23 protein-coding genes are annotated in these 23,134 nt (G+C 66.4%); 15 read left to right on the top strand and 8 right to left on the bottom strand.

The window, feature by feature from the left end:
- Position 1 precedes the first annotated feature (1 nt).
- Entirely contained in the window at positions 2-1,048 is a 1,047-nt protein-coding gene (gene tdh, locus L2D01_07170; protein ID WBQ11557.1) for an L-threonine 3-dehydrogenase, read from the bottom strand.
- 258 nt (positions 1,049-1,306) lie between these two features.
- Between tdh and L2D01_07165 the strand changes: the two genes are divergently transcribed.
- The 6 genes from L2D01_07165 to meaB all read left to right on the top strand — a co-directional run bounded on the left by L2D01_07165 (position 1,307) and on the right by meaB (position 5,103).
- Entirely contained in the window at positions 1,307-1,762 is a 456-nt protein-coding gene (locus L2D01_07165; GenBank protein ID WBQ11556.1) for a hypothetical protein, read from the top strand.
- Complete coding sequence (locus L2D01_07160) at positions 1,759-2,271, top strand: hypothetical protein (protein ID WBQ11555.1); 513 nt, start codon at positions 1,759-1,761, stop codon at positions 2,269-2,271. The genes L2D01_07165 and L2D01_07160 overlap by 4 nt, the downstream gene beginning before the upstream one ends.
- A 62-nt stretch (positions 2,272-2,333) precedes the next feature.
- Complete coding sequence (locus L2D01_07155) at positions 2,334-2,828, top strand: hypothetical protein (protein ID WBQ11554.1); 495 nt, start codon at positions 2,334-2,336, stop codon at positions 2,826-2,828.
- Positions 2,829-2,884: 56 nt separating this feature from the next.
- Positions 2,885-3,382, top strand: a complete 498-nt coding sequence (locus tag L2D01_07150) for a hypothetical protein (GenBank protein WBQ11553.1) — start codon at positions 2,885-2,887, stop codon at positions 3,380-3,382.
- Positions 3,383-3,543: 161 nt separating this feature from the next.
- A complete protein-coding gene (locus L2D01_07145; GenBank protein WBQ11552.1) occupies positions 3,544-4,065 on the top strand; it encodes a hypothetical protein in 522 nt (173 codons plus the stop codon).
- A 57-nt stretch (positions 4,066-4,122) separates the two neighbouring features.
- Positions 4,123-5,103, top strand: a complete 981-nt coding sequence (gene meaB / locus L2D01_07140) for a methylmalonyl Co-A mutase-associated GTPase MeaB (GenBank protein WBQ11551.1) — start codon at positions 4,123-4,125, stop codon at positions 5,101-5,103.
- Between the two features lie 15 nt (positions 5,104-5,118).
- On the opposite strand, the gene L2D01_07135 is transcribed toward meaB, so the two are convergent.
- From L2D01_07135 to kdsA, 4 genes are all read right to left on the bottom strand, one after another.
- The gene (locus L2D01_07135; GenBank protein ID WBQ11550.1) at positions 5,119-6,339 is read right to left on the bottom strand and encodes a hypothetical protein; all 1,221 of its coding nucleotides are present in this window, start codon (positions 6,337-6,339) and stop codon (positions 5,119-5,121) included.
- Between the two features lie 84 nt (positions 6,340-6,423).
- Positions 6,424-7,626: a glycine C-acetyltransferase gene (locus L2D01_07130; GenBank protein ID WBQ11549.1), complete on the bottom strand. Its 1,203-nt coding sequence runs from the start codon at positions 7,624-7,626 to the stop codon at positions 6,424-6,426.
- The gene (rfaE2, locus tag L2D01_07125; protein WBQ11548.1) at positions 7,623-9,104 is read right to left on the bottom strand and encodes a D-glycero-beta-D-manno-heptose 1-phosphate adenylyltransferase; all 1,482 of its coding nucleotides are present in this window, start codon (positions 9,102-9,104) and stop codon (positions 7,623-7,625) included. Before rfaE2 ends, L2D01_07130 begins: the two co-directional genes overlap by 4 nt.
- 14 nt (positions 9,105-9,118) lie before the next feature.
- Positions 9,119-9,985, bottom strand: coding sequence for a 3-deoxy-8-phosphooctulonate synthase (gene kdsA, locus L2D01_07120; GenBank protein ID WBQ11547.1), 867 nt, complete (start codon positions 9,983-9,985; stop codon positions 9,119-9,121).
- Between the two features lie 134 nt (positions 9,986-10,119).
- On the opposite strand from kdsA, the gene L2D01_07115 reads away from it, so the two are divergent.
- From L2D01_07115 to L2D01_07100, 4 genes are read left to right on the top strand one after another with little or no spacing between them, the layout of a single operon-like run.
- Positions 10,120-11,562, top strand: coding sequence for a DNA photolyase family protein (locus L2D01_07115; GenBank protein ID WBQ11546.1), 1,443 nt, complete (start codon positions 10,120-10,122; stop codon positions 11,560-11,562).
- Complete coding sequence (locus tag L2D01_07110) at positions 11,559-12,935, top strand: FAD-dependent oxidoreductase (GenBank protein WBQ11545.1); 1,377 nt, start codon at positions 11,559-11,561, stop codon at positions 12,933-12,935. Before L2D01_07115 ends, L2D01_07110 begins: the two co-directional genes overlap by 4 nt.
- The gene (locus L2D01_07105) at positions 12,932-13,753 is read left to right on the top strand and encodes a DUF1365 domain-containing protein (GenBank protein ID WBQ11544.1); all 822 of its coding nucleotides are present in this window, start codon (positions 12,932-12,934) and stop codon (positions 13,751-13,753) included. Before L2D01_07110 ends, L2D01_07105 begins: the two co-directional genes overlap by 4 nt.
- A 34-nt stretch (positions 13,754-13,787) precedes the next feature.
- Entirely contained in the window at positions 13,788-15,044 is a 1,257-nt protein-coding gene (locus L2D01_07100) for a cyclopropane-fatty-acyl-phospholipid synthase family protein (GenBank protein WBQ11543.1), read from the top strand.
- A 220-nt stretch (positions 15,045-15,264) separates the two neighbouring features.
- Here the strand turns inward: L2D01_07100 and L2D01_07095 are convergent, their stop codons facing one another.
- From L2D01_07095 to L2D01_07085, 3 genes are all read right to left on the bottom strand, one after another.
- Positions 15,265-15,573 carry a hypothetical protein gene (locus L2D01_07095; protein WBQ11542.1) on the bottom strand — a complete coding sequence of 103 codons (309 nt, stop codon included), beginning with the start codon at positions 15,571-15,573 and terminating at the stop codon, positions 15,265-15,267.
- On the bottom strand, positions 15,570-16,019 hold the full coding sequence (locus L2D01_07090) for a DNA polymerase III subunit chi (GenBank protein ID WBQ11541.1): 450 nt from the start codon (positions 16,017-16,019) through the stop codon (positions 15,570-15,572). The genes L2D01_07095 and L2D01_07090 overlap by 4 nt, the downstream gene beginning before the upstream one ends.
- A 70-nt stretch (positions 16,020-16,089) precedes the next feature.
- The gene (locus tag L2D01_07085) at positions 16,090-17,565 is read right to left on the bottom strand and encodes a leucyl aminopeptidase (GenBank protein ID WBQ11540.1); all 1,476 of its coding nucleotides are present in this window, start codon (positions 17,563-17,565) and stop codon (positions 16,090-16,092) included.
- A 156-nt stretch (positions 17,566-17,721) separates the two neighbouring features.
- On the opposite strand from L2D01_07085, the gene L2D01_07080 reads away from it, so the two are divergent.
- From L2D01_07080 to rsmA, 5 genes are all read left to right on the top strand, one after another.
- Complete coding sequence (locus L2D01_07080) at positions 17,722-18,840, top strand: LptF/LptG family permease (protein WBQ11539.1); 1,119 nt, start codon at positions 17,722-17,724, stop codon at positions 18,838-18,840.
- Positions 18,837-19,937 carry an LptF/LptG family permease gene (locus L2D01_07075; GenBank protein WBQ11538.1) on the top strand — a complete coding sequence of 367 codons (1,101 nt, stop codon included), beginning with the start codon at positions 18,837-18,839 and terminating at the stop codon, positions 19,935-19,937. Before L2D01_07080 ends, L2D01_07075 begins: the two co-directional genes overlap by 4 nt.
- Positions 19,938-20,013: 76 nt before the next feature.
- The gene (locus L2D01_07070) at positions 20,014-21,267 is read left to right on the top strand and encodes a peptidylprolyl isomerase (GenBank protein WBQ11537.1); all 1,254 of its coding nucleotides are present in this window, start codon (positions 20,014-20,016) and stop codon (positions 21,265-21,267) included.
- The gene (pdxA, locus tag L2D01_07065; protein WBQ11536.1) at positions 21,264-22,253 is read left to right on the top strand and encodes a 4-hydroxythreonine-4-phosphate dehydrogenase PdxA; all 990 of its coding nucleotides are present in this window, start codon (positions 21,264-21,266) and stop codon (positions 22,251-22,253) included. The genes L2D01_07070 and pdxA overlap by 4 nt, the downstream gene beginning before the upstream one ends.
- Positions 22,250-23,107 carry a 16S rRNA (adenine(1518)-N(6)/adenine(1519)-N(6))-dimethyltransferase RsmA gene (gene rsmA / locus L2D01_07060; GenBank protein WBQ11535.1) on the top strand — a complete coding sequence of 286 codons (858 nt, stop codon included), beginning with the start codon at positions 22,250-22,252 and terminating at the stop codon, positions 23,105-23,107. The genes pdxA and rsmA overlap by 4 nt, the downstream gene beginning before the upstream one ends.
- The last annotated feature ends 27 nt before the right edge of the window (positions 23,108-23,134 follow it).

Genomic DNA, 23,134 nt, shown 5'->3' with positions numbered 1-23,134 from the left:
CTCACACCCCCTGCCAGTCCAGGATCACCTTGCCCGACTTGCCTGACAGCATGGCGTCAAAACCGGTCTGGAACTCTTTGGCCGGCAGGCGGTGGGTGATCAGCTTCGACACATCGAGGCCCGACTGCAGCATGGCCAGCATCTTGTGCCAGGTCTCGAACATCTCGCGCCCATAGACGCCCTTGAAGGTGATGGCGCGCATGATCAGCGCGCCCATGTCCAGGGTGAAGGGCTTGGCCGGCAGGCCCAGCATGGCGATCTTGCCGCCCATCACCATGTGCTCGACCATCTGGTGGAAGGCGGGCTCGGCGCCGCTCATCTCCAGTCCCACATCAAAGCCTTCGGTCATTTTCAGGCGCGTCATGACATCGCGCAGCTCTTCGCGTGTCGTATTAACTGGCGTGGCGGTGGGGCAGACCGCTTCCAGCAGGCGCAGACGGTCGGGATTGATGTCGGTCACCACCACATGGCGCGCGCCGCAATGGCGCGCGACGGCGGCGGCCATGATGCCGATGGGGCCGGCGCCGGTGACCAGCACGTCCTCGCCCACCAGATCAAACGCCGTGGCGGTGTGCACCGCATTGCCCAGCGGATCGAGGAAGGCGGCCTGCTCCATGGAAACATCGTCTGGCAGCGGCACCACGTTGAACGCCGGCAGGCTCAGATACTGCGCAAACGCGCCGGGCATGTTGACGCCCACGCCCTTGGTTTCAGGATCAAGATGGAAGCGCCCGGCGCGCACGGCGCGGCTCTTCTCGCCCACCACATGCCCCTCGCCCGACACGCGCATGCCGGGCGTCACCCGGGTCACGTCGCGCCCGACCGCCTCGATCACGCCGCCAAACTCATGACCGACCACCATGGGCACCGGCACGTTCTTCTGCGCCCAGTCATCGTATTTGTAGATGTGCACATCCGTACCGCAAATCGCCGTCATGTGGACCCGGATCAGCACATCGTCCGGACCGATCTGCGGCCGCTCCACCTCCTGCATCCACAGGCCCGCTTCCGGTTTCGCCTTCACAAGGGCTTTCATTGTCTGCGTCATGGCGGCGACCCTCCGGGTTCTGCAGGTTCGAATTTCGCGAGCGTTCTAGCGCAAACAGGTCAGCCGCGCGACGGGGGCCATGTGTAACAATTGCGTTGCCGGGGCGCTCAAATGGCGCTGGCCCGGGCTGAATGCGGCATCCGCGTTCCGCCCCACCAGGCCGCGTCACGCCGTCACGCTTGGCGCACCCGGCCCGGCGCAGTTATATAGAAACTCTGGACAGGCCGGAGGGGGCTCCATGACACAGGAATTGCGGCGATGAGCCGGGCGGCGCCGGCAGGCGTGATCGCACTGTCGCCCGCTTTCGGCGCGCTGGTCGCGGTGGCGGGGATGATGACGCTGTCAGCCATGGAGGGCGCAGCTGCGGCCAGCCTGCCGCTGGCGCAGCTTGCCCCGCTGGCCGGTGAAATCTGGCTCTACGCTCTGGCCTTCGCCTATCCGGCGGCGGCGGTGTTTCTGATCCTCTGGCTGGTCCTGCGCGGGCTGGGCGGGCTGGGCCTGGCGCTGGCCGGCGCGCTGGCGGGGCTGGGCGCCATGGCCGCCTACCTGCGCCGCATTCATGACGGCGACTGGCTCTGGGCGCTGGCCGATGGCCGCGATATCGCCACCCTCACCCTGCCTGAAGCCCCCGGCGCCTTCGCCCTGCCCCTGACCGGCCTGATCGCCGGTCTGGCCGCCGCCTGGCTGTTCGGGGCGCTGGCGGGACGAAAGTGAGCGGCGCGGCCGACGCCCGCACCGCCTATCAACTCAGGCGAAAGGGTGTCACCCTGATCGCCCTTCTCATCCCCATGGTGGCGGCTGTTATGGCGACGGCCATGGTGGCCGGGCTTACGCTCGCCCATCTACTCATTTCCATGGCTGGGGATCAGAGCTTCGGGGTCACGCACTGGAGCGGGTTTGCAGCGAGCTTTGCTCTGTTCAGCGGCATCGCGCTGATTTGGACCGTTGCGGTCACCTATGTAACAGCCAGCCCCCTGATGGCTGCCGCCTGGATGCTCGCCCATGGCCTCGGCTGGCGGGCGCCACGCCCGATGGCCCTGACCATGGCCGCCGCGGGCCTGATCTATGGGACCATCGTATCCAGCCTGGTCTGGGGGAACGACCCCGCAACAGCAATCGGCGGCGGCGCAGGGCTCGTGTCCGGCTTCGTCACCGGTCTCTTCATCAGCACACGGGCTTATGAGCGGGTCTCACCCGATGACCCTGAAAGTCAGCCGGCATGAGCGGCGGCGTTGAGCCAGGGCCATCAAGGGACGGTGCGATCTATCGCGCCAAGCGGAGGGGTGTGATTTACGCAGCCTTGGTCAGCCCGCTTGTGGCCGCAACGGTCGGCGCTGCGGTATCGCTTGGTCTAGTCACACTCGCCGCACTGCTCACAGGACAGTCGACCGAAAGCTTGCAGGAGTGGGACTGGCGCGAGCGTGTCACGTATCTCATAACCTTCAGCGTCTTTGCCGTGCTTTACGCCAGCGTGTTCACCTATGTGACAGCCAGCCCCTTTATGGCTGTGGCGTGGCTGCTGGCCCATCGCCTCGGCTGGCGGGCGCCGCGCCCGATGGCGCTGACCATGGCCGCTGGTGGGCTGATCTATGGCTTGGCCCTGTTTGCTCTGTTCAGCTGGTCATCCTTCCAGAATGCCCCTGTTACAGCCGTGCTCTGGACCGGTGTGGGCGGCGCGGCCGGGCTCGTGGCCGGGCTGGCCACCGGTCTCTTCATCAGCACACAGGCCTATGAGCGCGTGGCGCCCCCTGAACCGGGGGTGGACGCTGCGCACGGCTGAGCGTCCTATCCAATACCTGTCACGCCTCCATCCGGGGTCAGGAAGGATATCGGATCATGGACGACGCCACCCCCCAGGGTGCCCCCCTTCTCCCCGGCGCCAGTCCGATCCGCCACGCCAGCCGGCCCGGCGTTATCATCGCCGCCTTCACCGCCCCCTTGCTGGCGGCGCTCCTGGGCGCCGTGTTCGTGTTTGGACTGGCGGCAATCCTGGGCGCCGATGCTGCGTATGACTGGTCCGAAGTGACCGGGGTTTTGCCCGGCGTGCTGATCTTCAGCCTCGTCTCGCTGATCTTCGCCATACCGATCACCTATCTCGCCGCCGGGCCGCTGATGGCGGCAGGCTGGTATCTGGCGCACCGTGCGGGCTGGCGCGGACCCGGGGCGATGGCTTTGGTCATCGCGGTGACAGGCCTGATCTTCGGCGCAGGCTTTTTCGGGCTGATCTGGGGCAAGGGCTTCATGCTGCTGGCCGGCGCGGCGGGCGGGTTCCTGGCCGGCCTGCCGAGCGGCGTCCTGATCAGCGTCCTGGCCTACCGGCGGGCGGCCCATTGACCGGACCGTGGATAGATCGGTCTGCGACGCCAACGTGAGGGGCGCCGTTTGACCACATTGTGATGTAGTCTCACCGGGATCGGACGCCGGATACATCGAAACGGCGGTTTGAACACCAAACAGGCGGTTTTGAACTCCTCAGCCGCGTTCTGGAGCACGTCATGACACACGTTTTGCGCTTCGTCGCCGCAGCCGCAATAGGGGGATTTCTGGCCGCCTGCGCCAGCAATGCGGCGCCCTATTACGGGCCGTCATCCATGTCGCGCGACGGAACCGGCTTCTCTGAATTGCGCATCGAAGACCGCCGCTGGCGCGTCAGCTATCAGGGCGCGCCGGGCATGAGCGCAGGCGAGGCCGAGCGTCTGGCCATCCGCCGCGCCGCCGACATTGTGGTCAATAACGGCCTGGAATGGTTCACGATTGTCGACAGCCGCACCCTGCAGGCGCCCCAGGCGCGCGGCGGCGGATCGCCAGTTCGTGTTGGCGGATCGGTGGGCCGTGGCTGGGGTTCGGGCGGGTTTAGCAGCTCGAGCGTGGGCGTCGGGATATCCATGGGCGTGGGCAGCGGCTCGCAATCGGGCCAGCGCGCTGAAGCCGTGATCGAAATCATTGCCGGCGCAGGCGAACCGCGCCCCGACGGCGCCTATGACGCGGCCATAATCGCCGCCGAACCGCTGAGCTGAGCCAGGGCTTGTCCCTCGCAATTTGAGGCTTGCCAAGCCGGGCTGACACCCTAGACCATGCCCCGCATGGATGCGCTCGCCGAACGCCTGATCGCCGGAAACCGCACTGCGCTGGCGCAGGCGATTACCCTCGTGGAATCAACGCGATCCGACCATCAGGCGCGCGCCCGCGCCCTGCTCACTGACATCATGGACCACACGGGGACCGCATGGCGCATCGGCCTGACCGGGGTGCCGGGGGTCGGCAAATCCACCCTTATTGAAGCGCTGGGAACCCATGTGACCGGGCTTGGCCGCACGGTGGCTGTGCTGGCCGTGGACCCCTCTTCCAGCCGTACGGGCGGGTCGATTCTGGGGGACAAGACGCGGATGGGCGCGCTGGCCACCAACCCCGCCGCCTTCATCCGCCCGTCCCCCAGCGCCGGCACGCTGGGCGGGGTGGCGCGCAAGACGCGCGAGACCATGCTGCTATGCGAAGCGGCGGGCTATGATGTTGTCATTGTTGAAACTGTCGGCGTCGGGCAGTCCGAAACCGTTGTCGCCGAGATGGTCGATGTGTTCGTCGCACTGATGCTGCCCGGCGCTGGCGACGAGCTTCAGGGCATCAAGAAGGGGCTTCTGGAGCTCGCTGAGATCCTGTTCGTCAACAAGGCGGACGGGGATAACGCCACGCGCGCCCGGCGCGCCGCGCGCGACCTCGAAGCCGCCCTGCACTTGCTGGCGCCCGCCTCGCCCCACTGGACCCCGCACGTGCTGACAGGATCGGCCCTCACCGGTGACGGAATCGCCGGTTTATGGGACGTCATCGCCACCCATCGGGACATGATGGAGCGCGCAGGGGTCATGGCGGAGCGCCGTTCGGGTCAACAGGTGCGCTGGCTGTGGTCCATGGTCGAGTCGCGCGTACTGGACGCGTTCCGCTCCGACCCGTCCGTTAAATCCGCCGCCGCAGAACTCGAACGCGCCGTCGCCTCGGGGCGCCTGCCCGCGAGCGAGGCGGCCGAGCGGTTGCTGACGGCGGGGCGCGTCGCAGACTGAGGGATAGCCGGCCGTCTATCCCTCGGACAGATCGCCGGCCGGCGGGATGATCCGGGCCATGAACCCGGTCTTCGGGAAAGGCGCTGTCAGGATCCGGCGCACCGGCGTCCACGCGGCGCCGAGAAGCACCACCACGCCGCCCAGCGCGAGCAAGGTCACAGCAATGACGGCAGCCTGGCCGAAACCGCTCTGGCTGACCAGAACCGCGATCGCCACGCCCGCCGTGACCAGACCCGCCACGATCAGCGCGCGCCGGTTGATGAGGAGCGAAATGATGGCGAAGACGCCGATCACGGCCAGCGTCACCGCAGCATTGCGCACCGCAGCGTCTGAATCGCCAGCCAGCAAACGCCCGAGGCCGAAGCCGGCGTTTGAGCCGAACTCGTCCAGGTCCACCCTCAGTCCGGAATTGGCGATGGTCACCGCTGCGCCGAGCAGGGCCGGCGCCGCGAAGACATGAAGCCAGAAGCCGGCGCCCGAGAACCGGGTCTGGCGCAGCGGATCGCGCGCGTCGAACGCGATGCCGGCCACGAACAGAGCCAGCCCGCCCGCGAGGCTGATCAGCGGGTTCCAGACCAGCAGCGAATACGGGTCGATTATGCCGACCAGAACGGTCGCCGTGGTGACGGCCGCCAGACCCAGCAGCCCCATGGCGAACGGCAGGCGGAAGGAGATGTAGTAAAACCAGATCAGCGCGCTGACGATCAGCCCGACCCCGACAGGGAAGGCGCGCACGGCCAATGGCAGGTCATTCATGGCCGCGCCCATGGCGGCGCGGCTCGGCTCGTCCATGTCCACAAGCCGCTCGAACACGGCTCCGATGGTTTCCGGATCGGCAATGCCGAAGGTCAGGCGCGCATACGCCCAGATGAGCGCGGTTGCGGCACAGCCCACAAAGATGAGGCAGAGAATGATCCCCGGCAGTATGCGCCGCTGGCGGCCCACCAGGAGGGCTGACAGGGCGAAAGCCGCGGCGGCGATAACCACCAGCAAACCAACAACCACAAGCTCCGACGCCAGGGTTTCCGGAGCAGCGCCAATGGCTTGAGCGATCTGCCCGGATGCCACCGCCAGTCCGACAAACAGGATGACGACCCCGATCGTGGTGAAAATGTCGTGGAAGCTGCTCAGGAAGGGCAGATGCTCGTCATCCCGGCGCACGGGGCGCGAGGCCGGGATGGCGGCGGCGTCAGCGGCGAAGACGCCAGCGTGGCGCGAGTGAGCGGATTCGATCATGACGCAGCCCTCCTGTGCATCTACTCACAGGAGTGTGGCACAACCAGTTTGCGCTTGCATCCGCCATTGCGACGCAGGGCGCGCTCACACCACCCCCAGCTCTTTCCCCACCTTCGTGAACGCCGCCACGGCGCGGTCGATCATGTCGGGGGTGTGGGCCGCGCTCATCTGGGTGCGGATGCGGGCCTGGCCCTTGGGCACCACCGGGAAGAAGAAGCCGATCACGTAGACGCCTTCATGCATGAGGGCGTTGGCCATGCGCTGGCTCAGCGCCGCGTCGCCGAGCATGACCGGGATGATCGGGTGTTCGCCGGGAAGCAGGGTGAATCCGGCCTCGCTCATCCCGGCGCGGAAGCGTTTGGCGTTGTCGAACAGGCGCTTGCGCAGATCATCGCCGCGCTCCACCAGCTCCAGCGCGGTCAGGCTGGCGCCTGCAATGGCAGGGGCCAGCGAGTTGGAGAACAGATAGGGGCGCGAGCGCTGGCGCAGCATGTCAATCACGCTCTGGCGCGCGCAGGTGAAGCCGCCCATGGCGCCGCCCAGCGCCTTGCCCAGCGTGCCGGTGACGATGTCGATCCGGCCCAAGACGCCGCAATGTTCCGGCGTGCCGCGGCCCTTGGCGCCCATGAAGCCGTGGGCGTGGCAATCATCCACCATGGTCAGCGCGTCATAGCGCTCGGCCAGATCACAAATCCCCGACAGATTGGCGATATAGCCATCCATGGAGAACACGCCGTCAGTGACGATCAGAATGGTGCGCGCACCGTCCGCCCGGGCCTGTTTGAGCTTGGCTTCCAGATCGTCCATGTCCGAATTGGCGTAGCGGTAGCGCTTGGCCTTGCACAGGCGCACGCCGTCAATGATGGAGGCGTGGTTGAGGGCGTCCGACACAATGGCGTCGTGCTCGTCCAGCAAGGGCTCGAACAGCCCGCCATTGGCGTCGAAGGCGGCGGCGTAGAGGATGGCGTCCTCATGGCCGGTGAAGGCGGCGAGGCGCCGTTCCAGCTCGCGGTGGACATCCTGCGCCCCGCAGATGAAGCGCACTGACGCCACGCCATAGCCATAGCGGTCCAGCGCCGTCTTGGCCGCCTCGATCAGGCGCGGATCATTGGCCAGGCCCAGATAATTGTTGGCGCAGAAATTCAGGACGTCCTGACTGCCGCCTTCAGACTGAACGGAAATCTGCGAGAACTGCTGCGAGGTGATCACCCGCTCGCGCTTGTACAGCCCGTCCGCCTCGATTTCCTTGAGAGTGTCGGACAGACGCTCATAGAAACTCGCGCTCATAGATTTCCTCCAGGGGATTTGCCCCTCAATCGGTTCACAATCGCCGTGGTGGACAGGCCGGCCGCCAGCGGCGCCAGCACCACCTCGCCGCCTCGCGATTTCACATAGGCCGCGCCGGGCAGATCATCGGCGATATAGTCGGCGCCCTTGACCATGACATGGGGATCCACCGCGCGGATCAGAGCTTCTGGCGTGTCGTCCTCGAACACCACCACCCGGTCGACCATCTCCAGCGAGGCCAGCATCAGGGCGCGCGCCGCCGCGTCATTGACGGGCCGGTCCGGACCCTTGAGGCGCGCGACAGAGGCATCGGAATTAAGCCCCACCACCAGCCGGTCACAGACCGAGGCAGCGTGGCGCAGCACCGACAGATGGCCCGGATGCAGCAGGTCAAAACACCCATTGGTGAAGCCGACGCGCAAACCATCGGCCCGCCAGCGCGCGCTCAGGCGCGCCGCGCTCTCCCGGTCGAGGATGCGCCAATCCGGCGCGGCGGACCCGCCCGAGGCGTCCTCAATCAGTTCGTCTGGCGTCACGACGGCGGTGCCCGCCTTGCCAACCGCGACGCCGGCGGCGAGATCGGCCAGCGCCATGGCTTCGGTCAGGTCCACGCCCGCCGCCAGCGCCAGCGACAGGGCGGCGAGCGCGGTGTCGCCGGCGCCTGAAACGTCAAACACGCTGCGTTGCCGCGAGCGCTGATGATGGAGCATTCCGTCATCGCTCAGCAGGGTCATCCCCGCCGCGCCGCGCGTGACCAGCAGGGCGCGTGTCTGCGGAAGGCGAGCCTGCAGCGCGCGTAGCGCGGCTTCGGCCTCGCTGTCATCGCGCACCGGCAGGCCGGTTTCGGCGGCCAGTTCATCGGCGTTGGGCTTGATTACCGTTGCGCCCTCATAGCGCTCATAGCCCTTGCCCCGTGGATCCACGCTGACCGGCACCCCGGCCTTGCGCGCTGCGGTGATCAGCCTCGCCGTCAGCTGCGGCGTCAAAAGGCCCCGGCCATAGTCTGACAAGATCAGCACGCCGGCTTCGCCAAGGCGGCTGACCGCGGCTTCGAACACTGCCTCGGCGCTCGGCCCGTCCACAGGCGTTCCCGGATCGCGGTCCACGCAGAACATTTGCTGGTTCTGCGCCACATAGCGGATTTTGGCCGGCGTTGCTCGCGATGCTTCAGTGACCAGCAAGGCAGCCTCGCCACACGCTTCGCGGGCCAATGTGGCGGCTTCTGCGCCCTCGGCGTCATCGCCCACCACCGAGACCAGGATGGCGCCGCCGCCCAGGCTGACAATGTTGCGCGCCAGATTACCGGCGCCGCCCAGCATCACGCTGCGGCGCGTCTCCGACAGAATCGGCACCGGCGCCTCACGCGAGATGCGCTCGGTGCGCCCATAGACGAACCGGTCAAGGATCAGATCGCCGACCACCAGGGCGCGCTGGCCCGAAATAAGCGACAATAATCGGGCGGCGCGCTCGCGCTGCATGGGCGGTCTCCCGGCTAAAGCGCTGTGACCGGACTGGATTTGGCCATGGCGTCAAAGGCCTTGAGGTCGCGCATGATCGCTTCGAACTTATTGATCGGGATCATGTTGGGTCCGTCAGACGGCGCATTGTCCGGGTCCGGGTGGGTCTCCATGAACACGGCGGCGAGACCCAGCGACACCGCCGCACGCGCCAGATAGGGCGCAAATTCGCGCTGGCCGCCGCTGGAGCCGCCCTGCCCGCCGGGCTGCTGGACCGAGTGTGTGGCGTCGAACACCACCGGACAGCCGATCCGCCCCAGAATCGGGATGGCCCGCATGTCGGTGACCAGCGTGTTATAGCCGAAGCTCACCCCGCGCTCGCATGCCATCACGTTGGGATTGCCCGCGCTGGTGATCTTTTCGACGACGTTTTTCATGTCCCAGGGCGCCAGAAACTGGCCCTTTTTCACATTGATCGCCTTGCCGGTCTCGGCCGCCGCGATCAGCAGATCGGTCTGGCGGCACAGGAAGGCCGGGATTTGCAGAACGTCCACGGCCTGGGCCGCGATGGCGCATTGCTCGGCGGTGTGCACGTCGGTCAGGACGGGAAGACCCGTGGTCTCGCGAATCTCGGCGAAGATCGGCAGCGACGCTTCAAGGCCAAGCCCGCGCTGGCCTTTCAGGCTGGTCCGATTGGCCTTGTCGAACGAGGTTTTGTAGATCAGCCCGATCCCCACACGGTCGGCCATTTCTTTGAGCGCGGCGGACACTTCCAGCCCGTGGGCGCGGCTTTCGAGCTGGCAGGGACCGGCGATCAGAACCAGCGGCAAGGCATTGCCGATTTCCAGATCACTGGCGCGCGGGCGGGCAAGACGGATGACGGCGTTGGGTTCGACAGACACGGGCAGCGGCTCCAGGCGGCAAGCGAGGCGCGCAACTGCACACGCTCGCAGCGGCGGATTGATCCGCCACAACATGCCATGCGTATTACGATACAAACGCTTTTTCGTCACCCGCCGCGCGCTGCTGAGACCGAATGACCTCCCCTGCCGCCCCTGTCCTTATCTGGTTTCGACAAGACCTGCGCCTTGCGGACAATCCGGCCCTGCTGGCGGCGGCAGCCACCGGCGCCCCCATTGTGGCCGTCTATGTACTGGACGATGTGTCACCCGGAGACTGGAAGCGCGGCGCCGCGAGCCGCTGGTGGCTGCATCATTCGCTGGCTTCGCTGGCGCGCGATATCGAGGCGCTGGGCGGCGCCCTGACCCTCAAACGCGGCGATGCGCGTGAGGTGATCCCGGCGCTGGTGCGTGAAACCGGCGCGCAGGCTGTGTACTGGAACCGCCGCTACGAAGCCTGGGCGCGCACCCGCGACGAGGCGATCAAGACCACCCTGAAGCAGGTCCGTGTCGAGGCGCGCTCCTTCAACGGGTCGCTGATCGTCGAGCCCTGGACCATCGCGACCAAGACCGGCGCGCCATACAAGGTGTTCACTCCATTCTGGAAATCGCTGCTGGCGGGCCACGAACCGTCCGAACCTGCGGGGCGGCCCAAGGCGCTGAACTGGGCGGCGGCGCCTCAGGGCGATACGCTGGATTCGCTGGCGCTGCTTCCCACCAAACCTGACTGGGCCGGGGGCTTGCGCGACGCCTGGACGCCGGGCGAAGTCAGCGCGCACTCAAGGCTCTCCGCGTTTGTCGCATCGCGCGTCAAAGCCTATGCCGACACGCGAAACCTGCCCGCTCAGCACGGCACCTCGCGCCTGTCGCCGCATCTGCATTTTGGTGAAATCTCGCCGCGTCAGGTCTGGCATGCGGTGCGCGAGGCCGGGCTGGCGCAAACCGATGGCGGGCGCACTTACCTGAGTGAAATCGGCTGGCGCGAGTTCAGCTATAATCTTCTGTATCACTTTCCTGAGTTGCCCGACGCCAACTTCCAGCCCCGCTTTGACAGGTTTCAGTGGACCGGGACCCGGGATCAGCTTGGCGCCTGGACCCGGGGAGAGACCGGCTATCCGATCGTGGACGCAGGCATGAAAGAGCTCTGGCACACAGGCTGGATGCACAACCGGGTGCGCATGATCGTGGCGAGCTTCCTGATCAAGGATTTGTTCGTTCACTGGCGCGAGGGCGAGGCCTGGTTCTGGGACACGCTGGTGGACGCCGATCTGGCGAGCAATGCGGCCAGCTGGCAGTGGACCGCCGGCTCGGGCGCGGACGCGGCGCCGTATTTTCGCATCTTCAATCCTGTGTCCCAGGGAGAAAAGTTCGATCCGGACGGGACTTATGTGCGTAAATGGATTCCGCAGCTGGGACGATTGCGCGGGAAAGCGATTCACGCGCCATGGACAGTTGACCGCGCTACACTGGCGCGTGCAGGGGTGAGTTTGGGGACCGATTATCCTCTTCCGATCGTAGATCATGCCGAAGCGCGCAAGGCCGCGCTGGCGGCTTTTGAGACAATCAAGGACGCAGCATGACTTCTATCGAGCCGGTTCTGGCCCGCCGTTCGCGGATCGCCGTCATTGGCGCCGGCGTATCCGGCCTGGGCGCCGCCTGGGCGCTTCGCAACGTGCACGACGTGACCCTGTTCGAGAAGGATTCCCGGCTGGGCGGCCACGCCAACACCGTGACCATCGACTATGACGGGACGCCCATCGACGTGGACACCGGCTTCATCGTCTATAACGAGCTCAACTACCCCAACATGACCGCCCTGTTCGCCGAGCTCGGCGTGGGCACGTTTCACACCGATATGAGTTTCGGCTTCAGCCTGGATCAGGCGCTGGAATGGTCCTCCAACGGCTTGCCCGGCCTGTTCGCCGATCCGGCCAATCTGTTCCGCCCCTCATTCCTGCGCATGCTGCGCGACATCCTGCACTTCAACGCCTGCGCCCAGCGCGATCTGGCGGCCGGCAAGCTGGATGGGCTGTCGCTCGGCCAGTATCTCGACCAGATCGGCGCCGCGCAGCAGTTCCGGGTCTGCTATCTTCTGCCCATGGGCGCGGCGATCTGGTCCTCGACCGAGAGCGCCATGGCGGACTATCCGGCTGAAGCCTTCGTCAAATTCTTCAACAATCACAGGCTGATGCACGCCAGCCGGCCGAAATGGCAAACGGTCAAGGGCGGCAGCCGGCAATATGTGACGCGCATCGTCGCCGATCTGGAAACGGCGGGCTGCAGCTTCGCGGGCGCCGCCGCCTCAGTGCGCCGGGACTCCCGTGGTGTCGAGGTGTCCGACGCTGCCGGCGCTTCGCACCGATTCGACGAAGTGATCCTGGCCTGTCACTCTGATCAGGCGCTCGCCCTGCTGGCCGATGCGGATACGGACGAGCGCGAGCTGCTGGGCGCCATTCCCTATGCGGCCAACACGGCGGTGCTGCACCGTGACACAACGCTGCTGCCCCGGCGCAAGGGCGCCCATGCCGCCTGGTGCTATCTGCGTGAAGCGGGCCATGAGGGCGCGTCCGTGACCTATGACATGAACCGGTTGCAGGGGATCGACGCGGACAAGCCGCTGCTGGTCACGCTCAATCCGGCGCGCGAGCCGGATCCGGCCAAGGTGTTTGGCCGGTTTGAGTATGATCACCCGCAATTCACCTCGCCGGGCCTGGCCGCCCAGCGCATCTTCAACCGCATTCAGGGCGTGAAGCACACCTGGTTCGCCGGCGCCTGGCTGGGATATGGTTTCCACGAAGACGGCCTGCGCGCGGGGCTGCGCGCCGCGCTGCGTCTGGGCGGTCAGATTCCGTGGACGTTCGCCGACGGCGACATCACCGGCGGCGCATGGGGTCAGCGCTCGTCGGCAGGCATGACGCAGCGCCGCTCCGCCGGTGTGACGGCGGCAGAATGACCGCGCTCTCCGCTCCGGTCGAGCTCTATATCGGCCACACCATCCATGAGCGGCGCGCGCCCTTCCTGCATCGCTTCCGCTACCGGATATCCTCGATCCTGATTGATCTGGACCGCCTTGATGAGGCGGGCCGGATGAGCCGTCTGTTCTCGGTGGAACGCTTCAATCTGTTCGCCTTTCGCCAGCGAGATCACGGCGCGCGGGACGGATCATCATTGGCGGCCTGGGCGCGCGCCCGGTTCGAAGAGGCCGGGATCGCCATTGGCGAGGCCCGCCTGAGCCTGCTCTGCTCGCCGCGCGTCCTTGGGTATGTGTTCAATCCGCTCTCAGTCTATTTCGCCGAAGGGCGGGACGGCGCGCTCAAGGGCGTGATCTATCAGGTGCACAACACGTTCGGCGACCGCCACGCCTATGTCGCGCCCTGCGCCGGGACGACGCCCGAGCGTCAGGAAGCCGACAAGGTGTTCTACGTCTCGCCCTTTTTTGATGTGAGCGGGCGGTATGAATTCACCCTGCGCGCGCCCGGCGAGCGCTTCCAGCTGACCATCCTGAAACAACGCGAAGACGGGCCGGATCTGCTGGCCACCATGGCCATGAAACGCAAAGCTCTGAGCAGCGCCTCGCTTGCCGGACTGTTCGCCAGCCAGCCTTTCTCCACCCTCAAAACCATCGCCGCCATCCATTTTGAAGCCCTCAAACTCTGGCTGCGCGGGGCGCGCTATGTACGCCACCCCGAACCGCCTGACGCGCCTACCCTCGCCCGCCTGTCCGACGCACGCCGTCCGGCTTCGCTTGGCCACAATCGGAAAAACCAGTAAAATCAGTCTCGAGCCGAGACGCGACGGAGCCTCCATGAACAAGCCCGCCGACATGACTGCTCACCAGGGCGCCCTGCGCGCCGACAGCGCCGCCATCGACAGCCTGAAGGGCGTGCCGCGCATGGCGCGCTTTGCCCTGCGCATGCTGTTGAAACTGAAAAGCGGATCTTTGACTGTCGTCCTTCCCGACGGGACCGCCCTGCGCTTTGAGGGCGCCGCGCCCGGCCATCAGGCGCGCATGGACCTGGCCAGCTACGCCATCGTGCGCAAGGTCTTGTCCGGCGGCGATGTCGGTTTCGCCGAGAGCTTCATGGACGGGGATTGGGGCACGCCCGACCTGCCGGCCGTTCTGACAGTCTTTTCTGACAATCTCGACCAGATGCCCAGCATCGCCACGGGCGGGCCGGTGACGCGCTTCATGCACTGGATTTACCACCGCCTGCGCGCCAACACGAAAAGCGGCGCCCGCAAGAATATCGAGGCCCACTACGATCTGGGCAATGAATTCTACGAGCGCTGGCTCGACCCTTCCATGACCTATTCCTCGGCCCGTTTTCCGACGGCGCAGACCAGCCTGGAAGACGCCCAGCGGGAGAAATACGCCGCGCTGGCCCGGTCCATCGACCTGAAATCCGGCCACAGCGTTCTGGAGATCGGCTGCGGCTGGGGCGGGTTTGCCGAATATGCGGCCAAGGAGATCGGCGCCCAGGTGACCTGCCTCACCCTGTCGCCGTCCCAGCGCGATTATGCGCTCGAGCGCATGCAGCGCCACCAGCTGTCGGACCGGGTCGACATCAAGCTGCAGGATTATCGCGACGAAACCGGACGCTATGACCGGGTCGCGTCCATCGAGATGTTCGAGGCAGTGGGCGAGGAATACTGGCCGAGCTTCTTTTCCAAGGTGGCCGAGGTGCTCGAGCCCGGCGGCCGCGCCGGCCTGCAGATCATCACCATCCGGGACGATCTGTTCGACAGCTACGCCCGGCGCACTGATTTCATCCAGCGCTATATCTTCCCCGGCGGCGTCCTGCCCAGCGTCACCAAGCTGCGCGAGCAGTTCGACCGGGCGGGCCTGGGCTTCGACGCCATGGAGCAGTTCGGCGAGGACTATGCCCGCACGCTGAATGCCTGGCTGCAATCCTTCCGCCATGCCTGGCGCGACCTGCAGCCGCTGGGCTTTGACGAACGCTTCCGCCGCATGTGGGAGTTCTATCTGGCTTATTGCGAAGCCGGCTTCCGCACCGGCCGCGTCAATGTCGCCCAGTTCGCGTTGAGCAAGGGCGCCGCGTAGGCGTTCGCACCACCTCATAGCCCGGCGCTATCGCGATCCAAGCTATAATCGATTTCTCTTTCGCGGGGCGGGGCGCCAATGTGGCAGGGCAGCTGCGGCCATGCTGCGTCCCCAAACCTCGGGCCGCGCTGTCAGGCCAAAGCCTGTGAACCCTGACTGCCTGACGCCCCCGGAGCTCGCCCAGCTCCGGGGGTTGTCGTTTCAGCCGCTCAATTCAATGTCAGCCGCAGCGGACGTCGATAACGACGCCGCGCGCGTCGGTGACGATGTTCAGGCGATCGGGGCGGTAATCCATCGTGACCGGATCACCGTGCGCGTACACGCGGTGCGGCGCCGGCAGGCTGTCGGTGTGCACTTCAGCGACCCGTTGACCAACCAGAACCTGATACTGCTCGGCGGCGCACGCACGCTCCTGGTCCGGTTCACCGGTGACGGGATTGTCCGGAGACGTCCCTGGCGGCGGCGCGGGCATCGTCTGGCACGCGGTGACAAACAGTGCGGCAAGACACATGGCGGCAAGGCGTTTCATGCTGACTTCTCCCAGCGGCCCGAGGTGGTTTGTTTCCAGTAGGATACAGGCGTTTGAGACTTTTTCCGGGCGCTCCAGAGATCGCGCGCCCAAGCCATCGCGCTCGCGTCATCCGCCTCGAACATGATCACCACCCTCTCCCAGCCATCTCCGGGTCCGGGATCGGCGCCGTCGAGACAGAACATCATCGTGGCGCCGTTCAGGTTTTCCGGCGTCCGCGACAGCACCACAGGGTGCTGGTCGGCCCGCGGCCGGTCCGCGCGCCCATGGGGCAGGAAGCTGTCATCGGCGAACGTCCACAAATGCTGGTCCAGACTGTCGATACGGGCTTCATCCGGGCTCACGACGGCCGCACGCCCGCCTCTGGCGAGCAGTTTTTGCAGCAGCTCGGGCAGGGTGTCGGCGATCCGGGCGCGCTCGTGATGATAGAACCAGAACTCGCTCACCGCGCCATCCTTGTGGCCGGGCAGACCCGCGCTCCGCGCCGCGAACCGGCGCCGGAACGCGGGCGCAGCCTCATGCCTCGTAGTTGTCGCGCACCAGGCGGTCGAGCAGGCGCACGCCGTAGCCGGTGCCGAAGGTTGGCAGGCGCGGATCCTTGGCGCCTGAATGCATCCCCGTGCCCGCGATATCGATGTGGCACCAGGGGACATCATTGGTGTAGCGCTTGAGGAATTGCGCCGCGGTGATGGAGCCGGCCATGCGGCCCATGCCGATATTCTTCATGTCCGCTATATCGCTATCGATCTGGCGGTCGTATTCCGGTCCCAGCGGCAGGCGCCACACGCCTTCATCGGACGCCTTGCCGGCCTTGAACAGCTGATCGGCCAGCTTGTCGTCGCTGGCGAATATGCCCGCATGTTCTTGACCCAGGGCGATCAGAATGGCCCCTGTGAGCGTGGCCAGATCGATCATGAATCTCGGCTTGAACTCTTTCTGCGTGTACCACAGCGCATCGGCAAGGACGAGCCGCCCCTCGGCGTCGGTATTGAGGATCTCGATGGTCTGGCCCGACATGGACGTAACGATATCGCCCGGACGCTGCGCCTTGCCGTCGGGCATGTTTTCCACAAGACCGATGACGCCGACGACATTGACCTTCGCCTTGCGGCCGGCCAGCGCCGCCATCAGGCCGACAACAGCAGCCGACCCGCCCATGTCGCCCTTCATCTCGTCCATCTTCTCGCCCGGCTTCAGCGAGATGCCGCCCGTATCGAATGTCACGCCCTTGCCGACGAAAGCGATAGGCTGATCGCCTTCCTTGCCGCCCATCCACTTCATCACGACGAGCTGGGATTCCTGCGCCGAGCCCTGGCCGACGCCGAGCAGGGCGCCCATGCCCAGCTTCTTCATCGCCGATTCGCCCAGCACTTCGATTTCAAGCCCGAGCTTGTCGAGCTTCTTGACGCGGCGGGCATACTCTTCCGGACCCAGCACGTTGGGAACTTCGTTGACCAGATCGCGCGCCAGTTCGACGCCTTCGCAGACCGGCTCCCAATCCTTCCAGACCTTCTTGGCCGCTTTCGCATCCGTCACCACGATCTCAAGCGTGTCGAGGGACGGCTTCTTGTCGTCTGAAAGCCGCGTGCGGTACTTGTCGAAGCGATAGGCGGCCAGGCGCGCGCCCAGGCCGGCGCGCGCTGCGCCCTCCAGATCCGCCACGCCATCAAGACGCAGAGACAGGACTTTCGCGCCGGTGGTCAGCAAGCTCTTGGCGACCCCGGCCGCCGCCTGCTCGAGCGCGTTGCCATTGAGCGCCTTCTTGTCGCCCAGTCCGAACAACACAAGGCGCGCAGCGTCCATGTCAGCGGGCGCCGAAACCGTGAGCACCTGGCCCGGAGCGCCGGTAAAGCGCGAGGTTTTGAGCGCGCGGGTGATCGCGCCGCCCGATTCGGCGTCCAGCGCCCGGGCGGCGTCTGACAGGGCTGCCCCCGTGTACGCCGGCGCGGCGATCGCATCACCTGTGGCGGTTTCGTTGAACTTGATTTTCATGGGCTTCCTTTCGGCATTCGGGCGGGGCGCGCTGGGCCTGGGCCCGGCAGCGCATGAACGTAGCACGCGTTCGCCAGTGGTATCGCATCGCGGGCCGGGTTAGAAGACGGGGTCTTCACACCGTCCCTCCCGCCCCTCCACCCTCGAGCCGGCTTTATGACCCTGTTCCAGCGCTATGCTTTCCGACAGGCGCTCTGGCCGTTCCTGGGCGCGCTCGCCGCGCTTGGCGGGCTGGCCGTGCTCACCCAGTCGCTGTCCAATCTCGACCTGGTCGCTGACCAGCGTGACGCGACATGGCGCCTGGTCTGGATCACGCTCCTGGCCATGCCCCAGGTCATCGCCCTGCTGATACCCGTGGCGGTGTTCATCGCCTGCGCGATGGCGTTCAACAGGCTCAACAGTGATTCCGAACTGATCATCGGCGCCGCGGCGGGGATGAGCCGCCGCCAGCGCCTCACGCCGTTCCTGCGGCTGGCGGCCTATGCGATCCTGCTCAATCTGGTGATCAATCTGTTCGTCCAGCCCGCAAGTTTCCGCCAGATGCGCGAGCAGGTATTCGAAATCCGCACCGATATCGCCGCCAGTCTGATGCGCCCGGGCGAATTCATCTCCATGGGCGACGGTGTCAGTTTCTATGCGCGCGAGATCGGCGAGGACCAGGTTTTGCGCGGGGTGTTTATCGAGGACGGGCGCGGCGCCTACGCCACCGCCTATGCGGCGCGCCGCGCCATCATTGCGCGCAGCGACCGCGGTCCGGTCATGCTGCTGGAGGACGGCGTCCTCACCCAGCTGGACGAGGCCGACACGCTGTCGAGCCTGACGTTTGACCGCTACGAGTTTGATCTGGGCGCCTTTATCGACACCTCGTCAGCCTTCTTCTTCAAGGAGAGCGACCGGTTTCTTCCAGAGCTGCTGCGTCCCAGCGCAGCGGATATCGCCCGCGCCAGACAGGCCGCGGATCTGGCCGCAGAAGGTCACTACCGCCTATCGTCGCCCCTTTACAGCCTGGCGTTTGCGCTGATCGCCGCCGCCGCCTTCCTGTCCGTCGAGCATCGGCGCACCGGCTATATGCGCTTCATCCTGATCGCTGGCGCGTCGGCGCTCCTGCTTCGCCTGATCGGCTTCGCTGTTCAGGCCGCCGCATCCGGCAATACCGATCTCAACGCCTTGCAATATGCCACGCCGCTGTTCGGCGCCGCGGCGGCGCTCTGGCTGATCGCCCGGCCGAACCGCGGGGCGCGCCAGAGCCGGCGGCGATTTGCGGAGGCCGCATGATCACCACGCGCCTGTCCCGCTATATTTTCTGGCAGACGCTGATCGGCGTGATCGGGGCGGCCTGCGTCATTGTCGCCGTGATCGTTCTCATCGATTTTGTGGAGACGTCCAGGGACATTTCCCGGCGCGCCGATGTCGGCGCCTTGCAGGCGCTTGAGCTGACTTTGCTCAAGACCCCGCTTCTGGTTCAGGACACGCTGGCATTCATCGTGCTGTTCGGGGTCCTCTTCACCTTTTTCCGACTCAACCGGCGCAGCGAGCTGATCGTCATGCGCGCATCGGGATATTCGGCCTGGCGCATTCTCGCCCCGGCGGGTCTGCTGACTGTGATGGCCGGATTGCTGGGCGCCGCCGTCTTGAACCCGCTGAGCGCGGCGGCCAATGCAAGGTTCGAGACTCTGCGCGATTCCTATATCGACGCCCGCGCCGGACAGACGGCGCCCGGCGCGCGCATCTGGCTGCGCGAGGCGACGCCGGGCGGGTTCATCGTCATCGGCGCGGCCGCGATCGATCCGGACGCCTCGACATTGCGCGATCCGGTGTTCCGCTACTACGGGGAGGCCGAAGCGGGGATTCCGCGGCTTGAGCGCACCGTGATGGCGGACAGCGCCGAGCTTCGCAGCGGATTCTGGCTCCTCGAAGACGCCACAGAAGCACAGCCGGGCGACACGTTGCAGGTCCTGGGCGAGGTGTCTTTACCGACCCTGATTGGCGGACAGGCCCTGTTTGAACGGGTGCGCTCGCCGGGCGGGGTGTCATTCTGGCGCTTGCCGTCGGTGATCGAATCCGCACGACAGGCCGGCCTCTCGAGCCGTCCCTACGAGCTGCGCTGGCAGAACCTGCTCGCCCAACCGCTCCTGTTGTTTGCAGCGGCGTTGCTGGCGATCACGGCGACGTTGCGCCTGCACCGGCTCGGCGGGGCTGCGGGCTTTGCAGCGGCCGGCGCCGGGGTTGGCTTTCTTCTTTATTTCTTCCAGGAACTCTTGCTGGGTCTGGGTTCAGCGGGCACGCTCGATCCGGTGACAGCGTCTTGGACAGCGCCGGCGCTCTTCACGCTGGCGGGACTGTTTTTCCTCGCCGCAACCGAGGACGGCTGACCTGCAGCGTCCCGCGATTGCACCTGCGCGCGCAATGGGTATCTTGCGCCAGAGACCAAACAGGGTGGTTGACCGCATGCTTTTGAGCCGATTTCTGCGTCTCGCCGTATTGATCGTGGCGCTCGTGATGGCCGCGCCCGTTGCGCGTGCGCAAATCGTTGAGGGCATTGCGGCCGTCGTAAACGACGAGCCGATCACCACGCTGGACGTGCGTGACCGCATGCGTCTCATCCTTTTTTCGGCCGGCATCGAGCCGACTGAGGAAATTCTGGCGCAGGTGCTCGATCAGGCCATGCGCGGGCTGATCGAGGAAAGCATCCAGCTCCAGACCGCCGCCGAGTTCGAGCTGGTGGTGGAAGAGGAAGAGATCGACAACGCGCTGTCCAACCTTGCCCAGTCGAGCGGTGAATCGCTTGAAGCGCTGCAGCGCGACCTGGATGCCGCCGGCGTGCCGGTCGAGACGCTGCGCCGTCAGGTTCGCGCCGAGATCGCCTGGCAGATCCTGACCAGCGGACGGTTCCGCCCGCGCATCCGCGTTTCCGATCAGCAGATCGAAGTCGCCATGGAGCGTCTGGTCGCATCCGCCCAGCAGCAGCAGTTCCGCATGCTGGAAATCCTGGTCGAGGCGCCCTCCGGCGCCGGCGGTGAGGAACAGGCGATTGAAACAGTGCGCACCATTTACGGGCTGATCGAAAGCGACGAAGTGCCCCTGCAGGCGGTCGCTCAGCAGTATTCGGCCGCGCCGAGTGCGGCTGTCGGTGGCGATACCGGCTATGTCACCGCCGCGTCCATGCGTCCGCAAGTGCTCGAAGTCGCACAGCAAATGCCGCCAGGCTCGATCTCCAATCCGATCCGCGTGCCGGGCGGCTACATGATCATCGCGCTGATCGACCGGCGCGAAGGCCGGGTGGTGGAGCAGCTCACCCTGTTCCAGGCCACCGTGCCGAACTCGCGAATCACAGACGCGTCGCGCACCGCGATGACAAGCGCGGCGGCCAATTTGCGCGGATGCGATGACGTGGCCGGCGCAATGTCGGGTGTCGAAGGCGTGATCGTGTCGAACCTTGGTGCGGTCGCCGTCAACGCACTCGTGCCCCAGATTCGCGACGCGGTGGACGGGCTTGAGGCCGGACAGGCGACCGGCGTGCTTGAAACCGGCGCCGGCCTGCAGGTGTTCGTGCTGTGCGGCCGCGAACTGACCGGCCCCGGCGTGCCGACCACCCAGGAAATCGAACGCCAGCTCATCGACCAGCAGCTGGGTCTTCTGGGCCGGCGCTGGCTGCGCGACCTGCGCCGCGAAGCGACGGTCGATATCCGCGACATTCAGTGAACGCCGCACCGCTCGCGCTGACCCTCGGCGACCCGGACGGGATCGGGCCGGAGATCGCGCTTAAGGCCTGGCGGGCGCTGCGCGATTGCGGTCCGCGATTTGTGCTGATCGCAGACCCCGCTCATGCTTTTGAGGCCGCGCGCCTGCTGGAGCTGCCGCGTCCCGAACCGGTGGCCAGCTGGGCCGAAGCGGCGGCCCTGTTTGCTGACACTCTGCCGGTCATGCCCCTGCCCGCCGCAGACGGCGCGCGAGCGGCGCTGGCCTCCATCGACGCCGGTGTAGCGGCGGTGCTGTCGGGGGACGCCTCAGCGCTGGTCACCAATCCGGTGTCGAAGGCGCGCCTCTATGAGGCCGGGTTCGCCTTTGCGGGCCATACCGAATACCTCGCCCACCTCACGGCGCATACGCCTGTCACCGGACCACGCGGCCCGGTCATGATGCTGGCCGGCGGCGGGCTGCGCTGTGCGCTGGTGACCATCCACAGGCCGCTGCGCGAGGCGATCGACGCCCTCACGTCCGAAGCAATTGTTCAGACGGCCCGCATCGTCGCGCATTCGCTCACGCAGGATTTCGCCATCGCCCGCCCGCGGCTGGCGCTGGCGGGCCTGAACCCTCATGCCGGTGAAGGCGGCGCGCTGGGCCGCGAGGAGATCGACATTCTGGCGCCCGCCCTCGAGACGCTGCGCGCCAAGGGGATCGATATCGCAGGCCCCTTGCCGCCCGACACCATGTTCCATGCCGAGGCGCGCGCGCTCTATGACGCGGCGATATGCCTGTATCATGATCAGGGGCTGATCCCGGTGAAGACGCTGGACTTCCATGGCGGTGTGAATGTCACGCTGGGCCTGCCCATTGTGCGCACCAGCCCGGATCATGGCACGGCGTTCGATATCGCCGGTCAGGGCATTGCCCGCGCCGACAGCCTGATCGCCGCCTTGCGGCTGGCTGCAGACATGGCCGCCTGCCGGTCCGGGACCCCGTCATGAGCCTCGACGCCCTGCCGCCGCTGCGCGATGTCATCGCGCGCCATGGTCTGGGCGCGGACAAACGGTTTGGCCAGCACTATCTGCTCGACCTCAATCTGACTGCCAAGATCGCCCGGCTGTGCGGCGACATGACAGATCTGGACGTCATCGAGGTCGGCCCCGGGCCCGGCGGGCTGACCCGCGCCCTGCTGGCAGCCGGCGCGCCGCGCCTGACCGTCATCGAACGCGACGCCCGCTTCCTGCCCGCGCTGGAAGAGATCGGCGCCGCCGAGCCCGGACGCCTGCACATCGTCAAGGCGGACGCCCTCCTGGCCGATGAGCCCAGTCTGATCACCGGCCCCGGCCTGCTGGCGTCCAATCTGCCCTATAATGTCGGCACCGCCCTGCTGATCAAATGGCTCGAAGCGTCGCCGCCCTGGTGGCGCCGGCTGGTGCTGATGTTTCAGAAGGAGGTGGCTGAACGCGTCGTGGCCGCCCCGGGCGAGGAGGCTTACGGGCGCCTCGCCATTCTGGTCTCGTCCGTCGCCCGCGCACGCTACGCCTTTACCGTGCCGGCGCGCGCCTTCACGCCGCCGCCCAAGGTGGATAGCGCCGTGGTGGTGCTCGAGCCCCTGCCCGACGCTGAGCGCTTTGGCGATCTCGAAGCCCTTCGCATCGTGACCGAGAGCGCGTTCGGTCAGCGCCGCAAAACCTTGCGCCGGTCACTGGCCCAGGCGGCTGCGCGGGCCAACGTGTCCACAGAATTATTGCTCGAGGCCGCCGGGATTGATCCCGGCGTCCGGGCCGAAACCATTGCCCCGGACGGCTTCATGCGGCTGGCTGCGGCCTGGCGCGCCGCGCGCGCCGGTGGCTAGCCAAGATCAGAAACCGGCGAATCGCGT

It is taken from the genome of Hyphomonadaceae bacterium ML37, from assembly GCA_027627685.1.
In the GTDB taxonomy this organism is placed as follows: Bacteria; Pseudomonadota; Alphaproteobacteria; order Caulobacterales; family Maricaulaceae; genus Oceanicaulis.
The sequence above is the reverse complement of the archived record's forward strand: the minus strand, read 5'-3'. Positions and strand labels throughout refer to the sequence as shown.